Annotated in this window: 13 protein-coding genes; 6 read left to right on the top strand and 7 right to left on the bottom strand. The window is 42.4% G+C overall.

Annotated elements, in window-relative coordinates; genetic code table 11:
- Window positions 1-40: 40 nt before the first annotated feature.
- From Q4557_RS15475 to Q4557_RS15465, 3 genes are all read right to left on the bottom strand, one after another.
- A complete protein-coding gene (locus Q4557_RS15475; RefSeq protein WP_241901126.1) occupies window positions 41-697 on the bottom strand; it encodes an outer membrane beta-barrel domain-containing protein in 657 nt (218 codons plus the stop codon).
- A 65-nt stretch (window positions 698-762) separates the two neighbouring features.
- Window positions 763-1,524 carry an SH3 domain-containing protein gene (locus tag Q4557_RS15470; RefSeq protein WP_102477101.1) on the bottom strand — a complete coding sequence of 254 codons (762 nt, stop codon included), beginning with the start codon at window positions 1,522-1,524 and terminating at the stop codon, window positions 763-765.
- A gap of 146 nt (window positions 1,525-1,670) precedes the next feature.
- Complete coding sequence (locus Q4557_RS15465) at window positions 1,671-4,433, bottom strand: hypothetical protein (protein WP_303413805.1); 2,763 nt, start codon at window positions 4,431-4,433, stop codon at window positions 1,671-1,673.
- Between the two features lie 254 nt (window positions 4,434-4,687).
- On the opposite strand from Q4557_RS15465, the gene Q4557_RS15460 reads away from it, so the two are divergent.
- The 4 genes from Q4557_RS15460 to Q4557_RS15445 all read left to right on the top strand — a co-directional run bounded on the left by Q4557_RS15460 (window position 4,688) and on the right by Q4557_RS15445 (window position 11,264).
- Entirely contained in the window at window positions 4,688-5,974 is a 1,287-nt protein-coding gene (locus Q4557_RS15460; protein WP_303413803.1) for a hypothetical protein, read from the top strand.
- Between the two features lie 2 nt (window positions 5,975-5,976).
- On the top strand, window positions 5,977-8,421 hold the full coding sequence (locus tag Q4557_RS15455) for a LamG domain-containing protein (protein WP_303413801.1): 2,445 nt from the start codon (window positions 5,977-5,979) through the stop codon (window positions 8,419-8,421).
- A 101-nt stretch (window positions 8,422-8,522) separates the two neighbouring features.
- Window positions 8,523-10,100, top strand: coding sequence for a general secretion pathway protein GspF (locus Q4557_RS15450; protein WP_102438942.1), 1,578 nt, complete (start codon window positions 8,523-8,525; stop codon window positions 10,098-10,100).
- A gap of 321 nt (window positions 10,101-10,421) precedes the next feature.
- A complete protein-coding gene (locus Q4557_RS15445) occupies window positions 10,422-11,264 on the top strand; it encodes a hypothetical protein (protein WP_303413797.1) in 843 nt (280 codons plus the stop codon).
- A 122-nt stretch (window positions 11,265-11,386) separates the two neighbouring features.
- Here Q4557_RS15445 and Q4557_RS15440 read toward each other — a convergent pair whose 3' ends face one another.
- The 4 genes from Q4557_RS15440 to lolB form a co-directional block, all read right to left on the bottom strand.
- On the bottom strand, window positions 11,387-12,391 hold the full coding sequence (locus Q4557_RS15440) for an FAD:protein FMN transferase (RefSeq protein WP_102438938.1): 1,005 nt from the start codon (window positions 12,389-12,391) through the stop codon (window positions 11,387-11,389).
- A gap of 205 nt (window positions 12,392-12,596) precedes the next feature.
- Window positions 12,597-13,544, bottom strand: coding sequence for a ribose-phosphate pyrophosphokinase (locus Q4557_RS15435; protein WP_076543115.1), 948 nt, complete (start codon window positions 13,542-13,544; stop codon window positions 12,597-12,599).
- Between the two features lie 97 nt (window positions 13,545-13,641).
- A complete protein-coding gene (gene ispE, locus Q4557_RS15430; RefSeq protein ID WP_303413793.1) occupies window positions 13,642-14,511 on the bottom strand; it encodes a 4-(cytidine 5'-diphospho)-2-C-methyl-D-erythritol kinase in 870 nt (289 codons plus the stop codon).
- A gap of 98 nt (window positions 14,512-14,609) precedes the next feature.
- On the bottom strand, window positions 14,610-15,245 hold the full coding sequence (gene lolB / locus Q4557_RS15425) for a lipoprotein insertase outer membrane protein LolB (RefSeq protein ID WP_241900962.1): 636 nt from the start codon (window positions 15,243-15,245) through the stop codon (window positions 14,610-14,612).
- 315 nt (window positions 15,246-15,560) lie between these two features.
- Here lolB and hemA point away from each other — a divergent pair, with 315 nt between their 5' ends.
- Window positions 15,561-16,811, top strand: a complete 1,251-nt coding sequence (hemA, locus tag Q4557_RS15420) for a glutamyl-tRNA reductase (protein WP_102438932.1) — start codon at window positions 15,561-15,563, stop codon at window positions 16,809-16,811.
- Window positions 16,812-16,825: 14 nt separating this feature from the next.
- A complete protein-coding gene (prfA, locus tag Q4557_RS15415) occupies window positions 16,826-17,911 on the top strand; it encodes a peptide chain release factor 1 (RefSeq protein ID WP_076543119.1) in 1,086 nt (361 codons plus the stop codon).
- The last annotated feature ends 4 nt before the right edge of the window (window positions 17,912-17,915 follow it).

Below are 17,915 nucleotides of genomic sequence, written 5' to 3'. Positions count from 1 at the left end.
TAACTCTTTTTCGAGCTAGGTTGTGACCAACGGCTATAGATTAAAAATAAACAGCAATACCGGTAGAAAAGGTTAAATTGTGCGTCGTTTTTGATGAGCCTGTTATTTGAGTGTCAAAGATGTAGTCACTCATCGCCAGATCCCATGCAACCCAGTCATTGAGAAAAACACGGTAGTTAGCGGTTAAGTTCACCGTAAATTGTTCATCACCGGCAAACTCAGTGTTACCACCACCGACTTCAATGGAGAACACACTGTTAAAGACTAAATCTTCACTGAAAAATATTTCACCAGGCAGAAGGTTATAACCAATATTGAGGCCGTAGTAGGTCATTTCGCGCTCTTCATCTGTCAGTAAAGGCGCGGTATTAGCAAGCTTCTCAAAACTGGTATATCCGCCTTCAGCGACTGCATATCTGCCTTTGACATAAAAGTGTTCACTGATGTGATACCCCAGATGTGCACTAATCCAAGGGCTATTTTCAAAGTCCTCAATTGACATCAAGCCACCTTGAATACCGACCTCGAAATTTTCGGTATCCAATACATCATCGAGTACTTCGCGGCGCTCAACATCGGCTTTAACTCCAACGGTATTTGATTGGCTAGCTTCAGCTGAAAGTGCAATGGCGCTATAGCCCATGCCTAAAGTGACGATACTTAGGGTTAAACAAGATTTAATTGCGTTTTTTACCATGGTATTAATGCTTATTTTTGTTGTTATCGCTGTTTTCATCATTGCCTTCATTATTCCCATGCCCATTAGAAAAAGACGCTAAAGCCGACTTTCCAAGATTGAAGTTGTTCATTTTCATCTCTGTCGGTTAAGGCCAACGAGAGTTTATATTCGGCGCGTAAGATAAAGTTACGTGCGAGATGGTATTTAACCCCAGCCGCTGCACTCATTAAGGTGCTTTGACGTGATTCAGAATCCGCGATAACACTGTGAGGCTTAGTGTTGATAATGCCGCCACCTATGCCAATGTAAGGGACCAAGGTAAATTCAGGAAAAGGATGGCTGTAAAGCATGGCTTCAAATAAGTCACTATCAGAAATGCTACCTAAGGCTTTACCTGCAGATATTTCAGCACTAAAAACAGGGGTGAAAACATAGCCTAAGTGCACGTTATAAAAGTTAGCGCCTTCAAGGTCGCCATACATTACGCCCGATTCCCAGTCTCTTTGCATAAAGGCTTCAGTGCCAATGACATGCTGGTTAACCGCTTCACCATGTTGGCTGAGTCCGCGTAAGTCATCTTCATGAAACCAACCTTCAATGCCACGCTTATCACGGACTTTGAGCCAAGATGTTCGTTTGAGTAGTACACTGACCTGTTCATGTTGCTCAACAACATGTACGACGGGATAGCCTGCACTTGGGCCTGAATGAAGCTCAACAAAGGGAACATCAATGGTTAACTGCGCCGCCGAGGATTCAGCGTGAGCAAGGTTGGAGTTCAATAACGTTAAACAGAGTAATGTACCTGCCAACATGAATTTGAATGGGCAGGCGAAATTAAACATAGTTTCCTTTTTGTAACATCATCAGTCCTTGTTTATTGTTGTTTTTATTTGGCTTTTAACTTTGTTGTTATCAAGGTTTTTCTTATCAAGCCGTCTCTTACCAAGGTTGCTCTTATTATGGCGGCTGTTATCAAAAGTCTTTTCGACTAATCTTGAGCGTAAAAAGGGGTGTTGTAATACTGAGCCCCAATATCTATCCATTCGCTTAATAATTTAAGTTCGTCGGCTGTCAGCATATTTTGATGGGTTTCATCATTCATGGTATTAAAAAACCTGCTACTGGCTCTGGCACCATTAGTCGAGATAATTGCTGGTACATTCACTGTGGTTAATACAGGAATTGGATTACCTTCGGCATCGAGTATCAATTCACCATCGGCATCCAGTTGATAAACCACGTTACCATCGGCATCTAGCACTTCGACTAGTTTGTCGATAACGATCCCATCCACTTCTTCTTGTTCGACATCATTAAAAAATAACTCACGATAACTCGTTAGGTGAGCGATTTGATCTATTGATGGAGCTGCAATCAATTCAAGCTGACCAGCTGGCACCTGGGCAAGGTTATTATCATCGACATTGCTATGGCACACGGTGCAAGTGTTATCCGCAAGGACCTCTAAGGTGTCTTCGTCTATGGCTAAACGAGGTAAATCCCAAAGGGGCTGAATATGTTCTTCATAGTTGATTTGAATGCGGCAATATGGGGTCCAATTATTAAAACATTCACTGCCATTTGGTGCAGGGGTTGTTAAGTTTTCATAACTCAGATTCATACTCGGGTTTGGCGCTGAGATAGCTGGATTAGTCCAAATATCATCGTAACGTAGGCTCGCCGATAGCTCTGCAATGCCATTGACCATGGCATCGGCCTGCGCCATGGTTTGACCTTGTATTGGAATAATATTGCTGCTGGCATTAGGGTATGCAGAGCCACCAATCGCCCCTGTGTTAATGCTGTCTGCTTGGGCATCATAACGGCCATGAGGTAATTGGCTGTTAGCCGTGTGACAACCCATACATTGCAGGGTTTCACCGGCTTGTAAACTTATCCATTGGCTGTGGCGACCACCAATGCGTTGGCCGTTGCTATCTAAGACACTGATGGCCAATGGCACATTTGCAGGGACTTTAATTTTCACTGAGCCGTCTGGCTGAATTGGGGTGTAGCCAATAACTTCGCGCATTAATTGATTTCGGCTGCGGCCAAAATCGGTATTGGCAATATCTCGAACTTCATCAGGTGGCATAGGTACGCCGCGGACGACTTTTAAAAAGCGCGCTGGTAATTCACTGGCTGGGGTTAATGAAGGATCGCTTAATCGACTAATACCGCCTTGATTACTGCTGCTGTCTTGACCATCAAAATCATATACGCTGCGAATGTGAATTGCCGCAGCGAGTTCTTGGTGCAACTGTGGATCAAGTTCATTACCAACCACTTGATCGGCGATAAAGGCTTTAGGTTGCGATGAAGGCTGCATCACTAACGCTTCAGTAATCACTTTACCTTCTTCGCTATTGGCGACTAACTGCTGAGTACCGTCGGCATCGTTAAGTAGCCAAAGCTCATATAAGGGATCGGCAAGTGTTAAGGTTTGATCCAGTAACTGTTCATCAGTTAATTGACCACATGCACGGATTTGTTCTTCAACAACAACCCGACAAAGATCCCAACTCAATAAATAACGTTGGCTGTTATCAGGTAATGGATATAAATGAGTTAAGCGCCCAGAAGGAGATAGCGCGTCTGCGAAGTTAAATTTAAAATCAAAACTGAGCGGTAAATCGCTTATGGCATTGTTAGTTGTGTTGTCGGTTTCGCCCGATACCGCAGTGGCTTGCTGGTTATCAATATACTCATCGATATTGATTGTCACAGGCCTTTTTTGATAACTCATTTCATCCTGTGATGACAGCAGCATTAGTATATTGCCATTTGGTAATTGCTGCGGTTTAACAAACTCAATTTGTTCATCTTGCTCATCGAGAGTCATTTGATGAGAATGCCAGCCGAACATTAATTCATTCTCAGTGCCATCTGGATTCATTTTGTAGAGGTTAATACCATGGTCGCTACCCATGTCATCCCAACGGCTATAGAGGATTTGTCCATCTTGCAATACCAGTGGGTAGAAATCATGACTAAGATTGAAGGTCAGTTGCTCAATACCGCTACCATCATCGTTCATTAAATGGATGTTGAACGTTTCGTTATCGCGGCTTTCATCGAGAGCGGTGTATTGCGGTTTACCTTCATCGAGCAAAATGGCTCGTGATAAGCGCTGGCGGGTTGAGGCAAATATAATCCGTCCATCAGGGAGAAAGGATGCCATCAAGTCATCACCTTGTTCGGCAGTCGTATCACTGTCTATTAATCGGGTCAGTGATTGGTCAGATAATTGGTAACGCCATATATTCCAACTTGGTTGTTCATCTTCGTCGGTATCAGCAATTTCTGGCGCGCGAATAGAGACTAAAAATTGTTGACCATCATCAGAGACTGATAAATCACGAATATCTATGCGTTGGATAGTGTCAGGGTCTTCGGTGATTAAATCGGCAAAAAGTTCGGCGGTGATATTGGTAACGGGTGAGTCAGTAAACGCATTTCGTTTTACAAATAATTGTGCGCCAGGATTAAATTGGCTTGGGTTTCTACTTTGAAAACTAGCGGATTCTGGGTTGTCATCACTGGGCTGGGTAATGAGATCGCGCTGAATGTAAACCACAGGGTATTCAACTAAAACAGGATCAGGCTGTTCATCCTTAAGCGCGGTATCCGTGTTACAACCGCTAACAAGAAGAAACGCCATTAATGCTTGATAACTAAAAGCTTTATAGCCTAAAACTTTATTGTCAAAAGTTTTACGGCCTAATCCCTTTAAGCCGAAAAATGGCTTCATTTATTACCCTTAATATATAATTGTTATTATTGTTATCGTTACATGGTTAAAACGTAATAACTCTTGACATTATTGCCGCCTAGTCTCAGTGTTTCAATACTTTTTAATAAAAATTATTTTGCCAAGTAAAAAATAAAGTTAACAAAAATAAAAACAACAAGCTTTATGATTCCCGAAATACTTATCATTGTCTGCGTTTTTATAACTCTGCCGCTTAAGGCGTTTGTTGGCTGAAATAACGACAAGGAGACAGTATGAAGAGGCAACTTTGTACGGTGAAAAGTCAACGATTTTCAAATAAATTCAATGTGCTAAGAACGCAATTAACACTGAATAAAACCCGAGCCTTTTTGCATAAATTAACACTAGGTTCAATAATTGTTTTTGCTCCTTTGTCTCATGCTGGGACGTTAGAGCAAGCAAAGCAGTTACATGATCGTATCGCCGGTGTTCCCGCATCTGAACAAACCCTCAATGATATAGCGCAATTACTCGACGATAGTAAACCGATAGAAGCGGCTTATTTAGCAATGGAAACCCCAGCTTTTTATTCCACGACTTTAAAATTGTTCGCCACCCCCTGGACTAATATCGATCAAGACAGTTTTGCACCACTAAATGATTACAGTGCAACTGTAATTGGTGCGGTACGAGATGACGTTGATTTCAGGCAGGTACTGCAAGCCGATATGGTGTATGTGGGGAAGAACAGCCTTAATTTACCAGCCTATAGCACCAGTAATAACCAACATTACCAATCATTAGAAGATCAGTTTATTGATTTAAAAGATGGCTTGGAGCGAACCAGTCAGTCTAGCTTAAATGGTTTGCCAAGTGATGCTACAGCAGGCGTTCTAACCAGTAGAGCGGCTGCCAAAGCATTCTTTTATTTAGGTACAAACAGAGCCATGGTGCGTTTTACCTTAATGAATCATTTGTGCACTGATTTAGAGCCCCTAAAAGATAATACCCGTTCACCCGATAGAATTCGCCAAGATGTTAGCCGCAGCCCTGGTGGCGATAGTCGCTTATTTATCAATAACTGTTTAGGTTGCCACAGTGGCATGGATCCATTAGCTCAAGCGTTTGCATTTTATCAATATGATTTTAACCTTGAAGCCGATCCGGTTGGTGATAATGGGGCTATTGCTTACAACCAAAGTGGCCAAGTTGATCCCGATACAGGCACCAGGGTGCAAGGTAAATACCATATTAACTCGACCAGTTTCCCTTACGGTTATGTCACTGAAGATGATGAATGGCATAACTATTGGCGTGAGGGGGTTAACCAAAAGCTTGGCTGGGATGAAACCCTTGAAGGTAAAGGCTTTGGTGCTAAGTCATTAGGTGAGGAGTTTGCTAATAGCCAAGCTTTCGCTCAATGCCAAGTAAAGAAAGTATTTAAAACCGTGTGCTTACGAGATGCAGAGTCCAGTGAGGATATTAACCAAATTGCGGCGACCACTGAGTCTTTTCAACAAAACTCATATCAACTTAAGCGTGTATTCGCTGAAGTTGGCAACTACTGCATGGGAGAGTAACGGTGAAATTATCTCAAAAAACCTTATCTAGCCTCTCGGTGCTGAGTTTATGTTTAACCCTCACGGCATGTGGCGGCGGTGACGTAGAAAGTAATCCGCCTCAACAGCAAGAACCAGACTCTGGCGTGTATACCGGTCCTGCACCTGCCACTGAAGACATTCAAAAATATAAAGTCTCATTGTGGGACAATATCTCAACTCAAAATCGCTGTGGAGCCTGTCATACTGAAGGAAATCAAGCGCCATATTTTGCCAGTCGAGAAGACGTTAACGACGCGTATGCTGCGACTAATCCGCTGGTTGATTTAACTGATCCTGCTTCATCTCGCTTAGTTGAAAAAGTGGCTGGTGGCCATAATTGTTGGCTAGACAGTGATAGTGCCTGTGGTGAAACCATGACTTCGTGGATCAAATTGTGGTCAGATGAACGGGTCAGTAGCGCCAATACAATTGAGTTAACTGCGCCAGTCATTCGAGAGCCAGGTTCAAGCAAAAGTTTCCCAGATGACAGTGCGCTATTTAGCCAACATGTTTACCCCATTGTTAGTCAGTACTGCGTTGATTGTCATAACGAAGGAGCGACTTTTGCTCAGTCACCTTTCTTTGCAAGTAACGATATAACTCAAGCTTACGAGTCGGCTAAAAATGTCATCAACATCGATGAGCCATCTCAGTCTAGATTAGTGGTTCGTTTAGGCAGTGAGTTTCATAACTGTTGGACAAATTGCCAAGAAAATAGCAATGAAATGCTTGCTGCAGTTACAGCGATGAGTGATGCAATTGCTGTCGATGAAATTTCACCAGAAATGGTGGTGTCTAAATCACTACGATTAACGGATGGTATTACCGCTTCAAGTGGTGGTCGATTTGAAACGGATGTCATTGCCTTATACCAGTTCAAAACTGGCGAGGGTTCTACTGCATACGATACCTCTGGTATCGCGCCAGAAGCGAATTTATCGCTGACGGGTGATGTTGAATGGCTCGGCAGTTGGGGCTTATCTTTTACTAATGGTAAAGCGCAGGCCAGTACCGCCAACAGTAAGAAACTCCATGATTTAATAACCTCTACTGGTGAGTTTTCAGTTGAAGCTTGGGTAACACCAAATAATGTCACCCAAGAAGGGCCTGCAAGAATCGTCACTTATTCAGCAGGTGATGATGCACGTAACTTCACATTAGGCCAGAGCCAATATAACTATGACTTTATGCTGCGCACTGAAGCTTCAAGCACCAATGGCGAACCAGCCTTAAGTACGCCAAATGCCGATGAAGTGTTGCAAGCGACACTGCAGCATGTGGTATTAACTTATAACGCTACAGAAGGGCGAAAAATTTACGTCAATGGCAACTTAATTGAAGTGGCTGATGAAGATATTGCGCCGTTGGCATCTTGGGATGACAGCTTTGCGTTGATTTTAGGACGAGAGGCTTCAAACCAACATGTCTGGCAGGGTGATATTCGTTTGTTGGCGATTTATAACCGCGTACTAGAGCAAGAACAAATCAGCCAGAACTATGATGTTGGTGTAGGTGAGAAATTCTTCTTGCTGTTCTCGGTAAGTCATTTAATTGATTTACCCAATACCTATGTGATGTTTGAAGTCAGCCAATTTGATAATTACAGCTATTTATTTACTGGCGCTTCATTGGTGAATATCGATGGTACGCCAGTGGCTGAAGCATTTGATATGCGTTCAGTTCGTATCGGGATTAATGGTAAAGAAAGTGCCCAAGGACAAGCTTATTCCAACGTCGATTTAGCCATTGAAAGCGGTCAGGCGTTAGCTGAACCTATGTCGCTGTCTGCATTAGGCACTATTATTGGTCTCGAAAAAGGTGCCAGTCAGGATGAGTTTTTCCTCACTTTTGAGCAAATCGGTGAACATGAAAATGTGGTTGTGCCTGGCGTGATAATCACACCTGATGAGTTACCCGCAAGTACTGAAACCGCGCAAATAGGCTTAAGAAACTTTGCTGAAATTAACCACTCAATGAGTGAGTTAACTGGTGTACCTCAGCAAACAACCAAAGTGTTTGATACCTATGCACTAGTAAAAAGCCAACTGCCGAGTGTCGAAAATATCGATACCTTTATTTCTGCACAGCAAATGGGGGTGACGCAACTGGCAATTGCCTATTGCGATGTCGCCATTGATGACGATAGCTTACGCAGCGCTTGGTTCCCTGATATTGACTTCACGCAAGAGCCAAACGTGGCATTAAGCAGCGCAGAAAGACCTAACTTGCTCAACCCGTTAATTGGTCAACTTATGCCGCTGAATTTATCGAGTCAGCCTGATGCTAACTTGGTTTATAACGAGCTGGATTCACTAGTCAGTAATTTGTCTGTGTGTGGCACAAACTGTAATGCAGAGCGAACCCAAACTATTGCTAAAGCCTCATGTGCAGCAGTGTTGGCAAGTGCTGTGATGTTGATTCAATAGGAGCGTAATGATGATAAAAATACCCACACAGATCACCACGTTTCCAATATTGAATATCGACAATCAAGCGGCGGTAAAAAAGAGTTTAAAAGGACTTCAACATGACTAAACGTACTCATCTTCACCCTGACAGTCCTTTATTGTTTTCCGATCATCGTAAACCCATGACTCGGCGTGAGTTTATCTCAACGGGCCTGGCAAAAGGTGGCCAAGCGGTCGCGGGTTTATCATTAATGAGCATGTTTGCTAACCCAAACCAAGCCAATGCTGCGTTGTCTTCTGACCTAGAAGCACTGCGAGACTCATGCGGTATTAGCGTACAAGGGGCGGGTAAAATTCCGTTTATTAGTTTCGATTTAGCGGGCGGCGCCAATATTGCTGGCTCAAATGTGCTGGTTGGTGGCGCAGGTGGTCAGCAAGATTTCTTATCGACAGCTGGCTATAACAAGCTGGGTTTACCTGGTGATATGGCACCATCGATTGCAAACCCTGATGTTGGTATGTCTGATTTTATTAACACTGATTTAGGGCTCGCGTTCCACTCTGATTCAGCGTTTTTACGTGGCATATTGGAAAAGGTTTCAGCCGATACCGCATCACGGATTAATGGTGCGGTGATCCCTTGTCGTTCTGATAACGATACAGGTAATAACCCACATAATCCTATGTATGCTATTGCGGCGGCTGGTGCTAATGGCTCGCTGATGCCACTCATTGGCTCGCGCAGCACTGACTCTGGTGGCAACTCAATGGCAGCGGCTAATTTTGTCGATTTGAGTATGCGCCCAACTAAAATCGATCGACCGTCTGATGTGACTGGGCTTGTGGATGTGGGGGATTTGTTTAACTTATTATCTCAGCGCGATGCCGTAACGGTAATGGAAAGCATCCAGCGCATTAGCGCCCAGAAAATGGCCTCGGTGAACACTCAAGTGACTCGTGATGATGTGATTAAAGACTTAGTCAATTGTGGCTATGTGAAAAGTGCTGATTTAGCCGATCGCTTTGGTGATCCATCGACGCTTAATCCTGTGTTAGATCCTGACATTGTGGGCCCAAGCGGTATCTTTACCATTAATGAATTTGATTCAGAATCAGAGTTCCAAAAAACCGCTTCTATTATGAAACTGGTGGTTAATGGATTCTCTGGTGCTGGCACTGTCACTATGGGTGGTTTTGACTATCACACGGGTGAGCGTGGTACAGGTGAGTTACGAGATTTACGCGCAGGGCGTTGTATGGGCGCATGTTTGGAATATGCCGCTCGTCGCAATCAACCTTTGATGATGTATGTATTCAGTGATGGCTCGGTTGCTAGTAATGGCCGCATCGATGACTCAATGGAAGGACGAGGCAAGGGCGAATGGACGGGAGATAACTCGTCAACAGGTGCATCTTTCTTCTTGGTGTATAACCCTGCGGGTAAGCCACAATTAATGGGCGCAAGTGCCGATCAAATGGCACAAAACCAACAAATCGGCTTTATGCGCTCTGATGCCTCAGTGGATACCGCATCAGCCCCATCGGCAAATAACGTGAACTTGCTGGTGGATACGGTGTTGCTTAACTACATGGCACTGCATGGTGAACAAGGCCAGTTCAATATGGTGGCACCAAGACAAGGTTTGGGCAACAGTGCGATGTTAGATTCGCTAACAGCGTTTCAACCGATAGTTTGATTAAAATATCGGTTTATTTTGCTGGTTAAATTGAAAAGCTCAGAGGTATTCTCTGAGCTTTTTTGTTTTTTAATCATTGTGATGGTTGTTTAACTGCCAACTAATTCGGTATTTTCTAGGTTTAAAATCTTAATCCAAAAGAACTTTGTAGATGAAGCAATGATATAGACCTTCATCACAATTGATCAGTTCCAAATATAGATACTCGTTTATCCAACAGGACTCTGATAGAGTGCTTACTAATCAATAGCTTTGCTTTAGTAAAGTTTAAGTATTTGGTTTATTAAATGTGCATGCGCACAATACAAATATTAGGTTATTATGAATATTATTTATACGTTTATAAAAAGGTTTTTTGCCTTTATTTGTTTTCTTTGGATTTCTGGCTGTGCGACACATTATGAGCCTATTATTGTCCCTGAATATTCTGGCTCTGTAAAAATCCAATCTTCTTCGGCTACTATATCTACAACCACGGAAATACCCGCTGGTGATTATTTAGTAGCTGATAGCCAAGTATTTCTTTCTGGTAGAAGTAATTTATCAAACCATTTTGGTATATTGGGAATCTTAGTCGATCAATTAAGTAATTCAGTTTCATTTGACAATGAAAATGAAACATTGAGTGTAAAGTTTGATGAAGTATTAACAGATATTATCCAAAATCAGGTTTTTGATAGAGAACTTAAGATTGTAAATGATACAGAGTCACCAAATTTAATTCTGTTACCATCAGCTAAGCTTATCTTAGATTCTGATAATTTAGCTCAAATTGAATTTAGACTTACAGTTAGAATTATTGATCCAATATCGGATATTCAATCGACTAAAGATTATTATTTTTTTAATGGCAAATCACTCCCTATATCAGGTGAGAATAGCTGGTCATCGGATAATGCGTCCAATCTGATTAACTACTCCCAATTTGCTCTTGAAAAATTAATTAACTCAGCTTCTTTTGATTTATTTGGTAATCATAAAGATTATTCTGATAAGAAATTACGTAAATATGTATATCTAAAATTCCCTTATTCTGAAAAACCTTTGAAAGTTGTTTTGCTAAATGAGCTTGATGATTATGTGGTTGTCTCTCATGAAAATAATGGTGTAATGGTGCAGTCGACGGTTCTCGTTGTAACAAAAGATCTATTAAGTCGCAAATAACCTGACTGATATTTTTTGAATAAGAAAATAAAATAAGTAGGTGCTGAAAATATGTTGGGTGAGAGAAAATAAGTGGATCCTTATAACGCTCCCCCAGCACCTACCATTAATCCATTACTTATCTAGTCCTGTTGCAGTCCCTCTGATACATGTAACGTCTGTTGATTATCAATAATAATCGCTTCATATTCTGGTAGTTGGTTAATTAGCGCCATGCCTTCTTGTAAGCCTTTTACAAATACGGCTGTTGATAGGGCATCAACGTAAGTTGAGTTTTTACCAATGATGGATACGCTGACCACTTTTCTGGCCGAGTCGCCGGTTTTAGGATTAATGATGTGGTGGTAGCGCACGCCATCTTCGATGAAATAACGCTCGTAATCACCTGATGTTGAAATTGACTCGTTAGCCAGTGGTAATTGCACCGCTGTTTTTTCAGCGGCTCTAGGGTGCTTAATACCGACAAACCATGGGCGGCCGCGTCTGTCACCGAGCAGTCCTGTATCACCACCTGCGCTGACTAAGGCGTGCTTAATACCTGCAGCTTGTAAAATGGCTAAGCATTGCTTAACGGCATGTCCTTTAGCTATTCCGCCTAAATCAATCCGTACATCTTGGTTTTTAAAACGAACACTAGATTGTGATTTGTCTAAGGTTACTGCGCGGTAATCTATAGCTTCGAGGGCTTGGTTTATCTCGGGTTTCGCTGGCTTTTGTCCTTGGCGGTAATCGTATTGATAACCAATTGAGGCGTAAGTGATATCAAATGTACCGTTTGTCAGCTCAGCAATCTTGTGTGAATCAAGCAGCAAATCAAACAGTTCTTGATTAATGACAACTGCCTCTTTCCCTGCCAGTTGGTTGATTTTGCTTAATTCGCTGTCTGCTTTATAAGGACTCATTAATCGGTCGATGCGATGCATTTCTTGTTCGACAGCGATGATGAGGTTATCTGCAGTTTGTTTTTCATTTGACTCTGTATTCTTCTCTGCTTCTGAAAGCCAAAATTCAACATGAGCTTGGGTCCCCATGACTTCAAAGCTCTTTTGATGCCACTGCGCAGTGACTTGAGTGGATAAGATTAGGCCAACAAAACACAGTGAGATTAATGAGAAAGGCTTAAACATGGGTAATGACTTATTGTTGAATTATTTTTATAGCCAATAGGGTACTGAGTTATGGGTTATTAATCTAGATTGATTTATGCCAAATAACAGCCAATAAAAAACGCACTCGATTGAGTGCGCTTTTTCGATGTCGGTGCTAAGTCGAAGACCTAACTCAAAGACCTAAGCCAGATACCTTAAGTCAGCGACTAATTCAAATAATTGATTAGTGACGGAACATCGCAGAAATAGACTCTTCATTGCTAACACGACGGATCGCTTCAGCAAGTACTGCTGACATTGTTAGCTGAGTTACCTTTTCAAGTTTAGCGATCTCAGGGCTTAATGGCACAGTATCGGTAACGATAACTTCATCGATAACTGATTCAGCGATATTTTTCGCAGCATTGCCAGAAAATACCGGGTGAGTTGCATAAGCGAATACACGGTTAGCACCATGTTCTTTTAACGCTTCTGCCGCTTTACATAAAGTACCACCAGTATCGATCATGTCATCAACAATAATACAGTCACGGCCTTGAACATCACCAATGATATGCATTACTTGAGCTACGTTCGCTTGTGGGCGACGCTTATCAATAATAGCTAAGTCAGAATCATCAAGTAGTTTAGCTACAGCGCGAGCACGAACTACACCACCAATGTCTGGAGAAACAACAACTGGGTTATCAAGTTGCTTGCCTAACATATCTTCTAGCAGTACTGGGCTACCGAAAACGTTATCAACAGGCACATCAAAGAAACCTTGAATTTGCTCAGCGTGAAGATCGCAAGTTAATACGCGGTCAACCCCAACACTTGATAAGAAGTCTGCAACAACTTTAGCAGTAATAGGTACACGAGCACTACGAACACGACGATCTTGACGAGCGTAACCGAAGTATGGAATTACTGCGGTAATACGACCAGCAGATGCACGGCGAAGCGCATCAACCATAACGATAAGTTCCATCAGGTTGTCGTTGGTCGGTGCACAAGTCGATTGGATGATGAATACATCAGCACCACGTACGTTCTCATTGATTTGAACACTGATTTCACCGTCGCTGAAACGGCCTACTACTGCATCGCCAAGTTTGCAAAATAAACGGTCGGCTATTTTTTTGGCTAGTTTAGGGGTAGCGTTACCAGCAAAGAGCTTGATATCGGGCACTTTATGAACCTCAGGTGTTGGCTTTAAGTTAGTGGCTAAAAATGTGACTTAAGGATGTTGTCATCAATAAGCAAAAAACATTTCTAGAAGGTATTTGTTAATCTTGGTTTAAACGTGTCATCAAAGGTGACAGGTTTAAGCCTTTAGCAACAAAGCCGCTCATGGTCGTTGGCAGGTGTGCCAACGCGTCTAGCGCCGATTGTTGCTGTTCGAATTCACCGAAGACGCATGCGCCAGTTCCGGTCATTCTTGACGGCGCATATTCTACCAGCCAGCTTAAGGCATTGGCAACTTGGGGGTGCTTTTCTGTGACAAGCTTTTGGCAATCATTTGACCAATTTTGCTGCATTAAAGTATCGATTGCTAATTTAGGTGTATCGCGAGTTAAGTCTGGCGCTTGGAAAATTGCTTGGGTTGACACATGGACTTCAGGCACTATGACTAGGTAGTACAACTCTGCTGGTTGCACTGCAATAAGCTGTTCACCAACACCTTCAGCGAAAGCAGCAAAACCATTAATAAAAACAGGGACATCCGCGCCAAGTTCTAGGCCGATTTTTGCTAGGGTTGCATGGGGTAAATCAAGCCCCCACAACTTATTTAATGCCACTAATGTGGTGGCCGCATCAGATGAACCACCACCTAAACCGCCACCCATAGGCAAGTTTTTACGTAACCAAATTTGTGCGCCGCCCTGATAATTGCAATATTCTTGTAAAGATTTTGCGGCCTTTAGAATTAAGTTATCTTTTTCTGCGACAACTTTTGATAATTCTGAATGCAAGCTTATTTGTTTCGACTCAGTCGTCTGAAAATCTAAATAGTCACATTGGTCAATAAACTGAAACAGGGTTTGAAGCTCGTGGTAACCATCGGCTCGTTGGCCGGTAATATGCAAAAATAAATTGAGCTTTGCAGGAGCTGGCCATTCAGTGGAGATTGCCAAATTGTCTTTATTTGTTGTCATGTAAAAGCCATTCAAGTGGTTTTGTCATTTTGAGTCGAAGTGCCTATATAAGTACTTATATAACAGCGCATCATCAATAGCCGATAAACCAATATCGATTAGTTATTGGTTTGTGCTAGATTGGTTGTTAGCGCTTGCCATTGATTTATCTGTATTTTTATTTGTACATCAGCGCGATTGATTTGCAGTAATCTGGGCAGCTTAGCACCGCTTTGTTGCTGATAACTCATAAAGCTTACCAGCCAATCCCCGCCATTATCAGCACTGCTAAAACGTTTGATGCTGCCATCTGGATTATATTCTAGCACTTCATCATCAGGGGCGACTTGACCTGTGATCCAAAGCGGTAATTTATTAATGGGAATGGTCATGCCGCTGACGCGGTAGATTAGCCGCTCAGGGTTGTTGTCTGTGTAAGTTTTATCTTGAATGTCTAAACTGGCTAGGCCATTTTCAGACTTAAGTGACAATACAGTTGTGCCAATCATGGTGGTAAGGGTCAATTCATCGCGATCATATTGGCTGCTTTGATCGTGCAACCAAAATAAGTTGGTGCTAAATTTATCGCTGCTAGAACGAAAAGCCAGTTTACCTTGTAATTCCCATGCTTGGGCGTCACTGGGGTGCTTTACCTGTGTTTCTGAAAGCGTGTGCGGCGGACGAATAGAACAAGCCGTTAACAATAAACAGCTCATTAACAGTAAGTGTTTTAGGTAAGTTGTTAAAATTCGCAAAGGGACTCACTGGGATAAAAAAGCGATAAGGCATGATACTGGGCAATAAGCTGATTGTAAAAATGCTTTTATAAATAAAACTGATTTGATTAATTATTACTCCTATACTAGACAATATTAGCTAATGTAGATATACATAGCCCTGTTTTTCTTGGTGTATTTTGTCAAATGATGGATGATTTTGTTAACAAGATAGAATTATTAGAAAAAAAATAGATAATTATTCCGTTTTGTTAAGCCAATTGTGTTTTTAGTTTTACCAATTAAGTAGAATGACCTAATTAATGATCCTGCGAAGAACTTAAAACGAGTCACATGAGCCTAGTAGCAATCGGAATAAATCATAAAACCGCCACGGTCGATCTTCGAGAGAAAGTCGCCTTTTCACCGGATAAGATTCACGATGCGATGAAGAGTCTAGCTAGTCGAACTAGCTCGGGTGAATCCGTGATCGTGTCAACCTGTAACCGTACAGAACTTTATTGCAACAACGGCACTAAAGAAGACATAATCGAATGGCTAGAGGATTATCACAATCTTAGTCATGATGATCTCATGCCTTGTATTTATAGCTATGAGGATCAGGAATGCGTTAAACACTTAATGCGCGTGTCTTCAGGTCTAGATTCTCTAGTATTAGGTGAGCCACAAATTCTTGGGCAAGTTAAACAAGCCTTTGCGAAAGCTAAAGAGGCAGGCACAACGGCAGTTACTATTGACCGTTTGTTTCAAAACACCTTTTCAGTGGCTAAAAAAGTGCGTACTGAAACCGAAATTGGCGCCGCCGCGGTGTCAGTGGCGTTTGCCGCTGTCAGCATGGCCAAACATATTTTCTCATCACTAAGTACCACCAATGTATTATTGATTGGCGCTGGAGAAACCATTGAATTAGTTGCCAAGCATTTAAAAGACAATGAGGTTGCCGGTATTGTGGTGGCTAACCGAACGGTTGAGCGTGCACAGGCGATGTGTGAAGAGTTTGATGCAACGGCAATTACGCTGCAACAAATACCAGACTATCTACCTAAAGCCGATATCGTGATATCCTCTACCGCCAGTCCATTGCCTATATTAGGTAAGGGCATGGTCGAAAAGGCACTGAAACAACGTCGTCATCAACCCATGCTATTGGTTGATATTGCAGTTCCTCGTGATATAGAAGCAGAAGTTGGCGAATTAGACGATGCTTTCCTTTATACTGTGGACGATTTACACAGCATCATTGAACAGAACATGGCTTCACGTAAAGAAGCCGCCGAGCAGGCAGAAGTAATTGCCGATGAACAATCTCATATCTTTATGGAATGGGTGCGTTCGTTAGAGTCTGTAGACAGTATTCGAGAATACCGAAGCCAAAGTTTGGCAATTAAAGATGAATTAGTAGAGCGCGCCTTGAACAAATTAACTCAAGGTGGTGACAATGAACAAGTGATTTTAGAGCTAGCCAATAGGCTAACCAATCGCTTAATCCATGCACCGACACAAGCGTTAACTTCTGCTAGTCGTCAAGGGGACTTGAATACCTTAGGCCAATTACGTGTCACGCTTGGTTTGGATAAAAATTAAGGTAATAAAGCTAAATGAAAGAGTCGGTTATTCGCAAGCTGGAAGGCTTGCTTGAACGTAATGAAGAAGTATTGGCATTACTGAGTGATGCACAAGTTATTGCGGATCAAGACCGCTTTCGCGGCTTATCAAAAGAATATTCTCAGTTAGAAGATATTGTAAAAAGCTTTAAAGCGTTTCAAGAGGCTCAAGCCGATCTTGAGTCAGCGCAAGAAATGCTTACTGAAGATGACGCAGAAATGCGTGAAATGGCTCAAGAAGAAATTAAAGCAGCCAAAAAAGCCATTGCAGAACTTGAAGATGAATTACAAATCTTATTGCTTCCAAAAGATCCAAATGACGACCGTAATGCCTTCGTAGAAATCCGTGCCGGCGCCGGTGGTGATGAAGCCGCTATATTCGCGGGTGACTTATTCCGCATGTATTCACGTTTTTGTGAGTCGAATAAGTGGCAAATGGAAATCATGAACGCCAACGAAGGTGAGCATGGTGGCTTTAAAGAATTAATCGTTCACGTAACTGGTGAAGGCGTTTACGGTAAATTGAAATTTGAATCTGGCGGACACCGTGTTCAACGTGTACCAGAAACTGAATCCCAAGGTCGTGTACATACCTCAGCCGTTACCGTGGTTGTATTACCAGAAGTGCCAGAAGCAGAGCAGATTTCAATTAATCCAGCAGATTTAAAAGTCGATACCTTCCGCGCATCTGGCGCAGGTGGTCAGCACGTCAACAAAACCGATTCAGCCATTCGTATTACTCACGTACCGTCCGGTATTGTGGTGGAATGTCAGGATCAACGCTCGCAACATAAAAACCGTGCCCAAGCCATGAGTGTGCTTTCAGCGCGCTTACAAGCGGTTGAAGATGAAAAGCGTCGTAGCGAAGAAGAATCAACCCGCCGTAATCTAGTGGCAAGTGGTGACCGTTCTGAACGTATTCGAACTTACAACTTCCCACAAGGTCGTATGAGTGAGCACCGCATTAATTTAACGCTATACCGCTTAAATGAAATCATGGAAGGCGACTTAAACGCTATTATTGAGCCATTAATGCAAGAGGAACAAGCGGACTTGCTTGCTGCATTAGCTGACGACTAAGGAG

Source organism: Shewanella sp. 5_MG-2023, from assembly GCF_030547465.1.
Taxonomy (GTDB): Bacteria; Pseudomonadota; Gammaproteobacteria; order Enterobacterales; family Shewanellaceae; genus Shewanella.
This window is presented reverse-complemented; position numbering and strand designations above follow the sequence as displayed.

Coding starts and splice junctions, on each gene's coding strand:
- Q4557_RS15475 (WP_241901126.1), bottom strand. CDS start 697: ATGGTAAAAAACGCAATTAAATCTTGTTTAACCCTAAGTATCGTCACT.
- Q4557_RS15470 (WP_102477101.1), bottom strand. CDS start 1,524: ATGTTTAATTTCGCCTGCCCATTCAAATTCATGTTGGCAGGTACATTA.
- Q4557_RS15465 (WP_303413805.1), bottom strand. CDS start 4,433: ATGAAGCCATTTTTCGGCTTAAAGGGATTAGGCCGTAAAACTTTTGAC.
- Q4557_RS15460 (WP_303413803.1), top strand. CDS start 4,688: ATGAAGAGGCAACTTTGTACGGTGAAAAGTCAACGATTTTCAAATAAA.
- Q4557_RS15450 (WP_102438942.1), top strand. CDS start 8,523: ATGACTAAACGTACTCATCTTCACCCTGACAGTCCTTTATTGTTTTCC.
- Q4557_RS15445 (WP_303413797.1), top strand. CDS start 10,422: ATGAATATTATTTATACGTTTATAAAAAGGTTTTTTGCCTTTATTTGT.
- Q4557_RS15440 (WP_102438938.1), bottom strand. CDS start 12,391: ATGTTTAAGCCTTTCTCATTAATCTCACTGTGTTTTGTTGGCCTAATC.
- ispE (WP_303413793.1), bottom strand. CDS start 14,511: ATGACAACAAATAAAGACAATTTGGCAATCTCCACTGAATGGCCAGCT.
- hemA (WP_102438932.1), top strand. CDS start 15,561: ATGAGCCTAGTAGCAATCGGAATAAATCATAAAACCGCCACGGTCGAT.
- prfA (WP_076543119.1), top strand. CDS start 16,826: ATGAAAGAGTCGGTTATTCGCAAGCTGGAAGGCTTGCTTGAACGTAAT.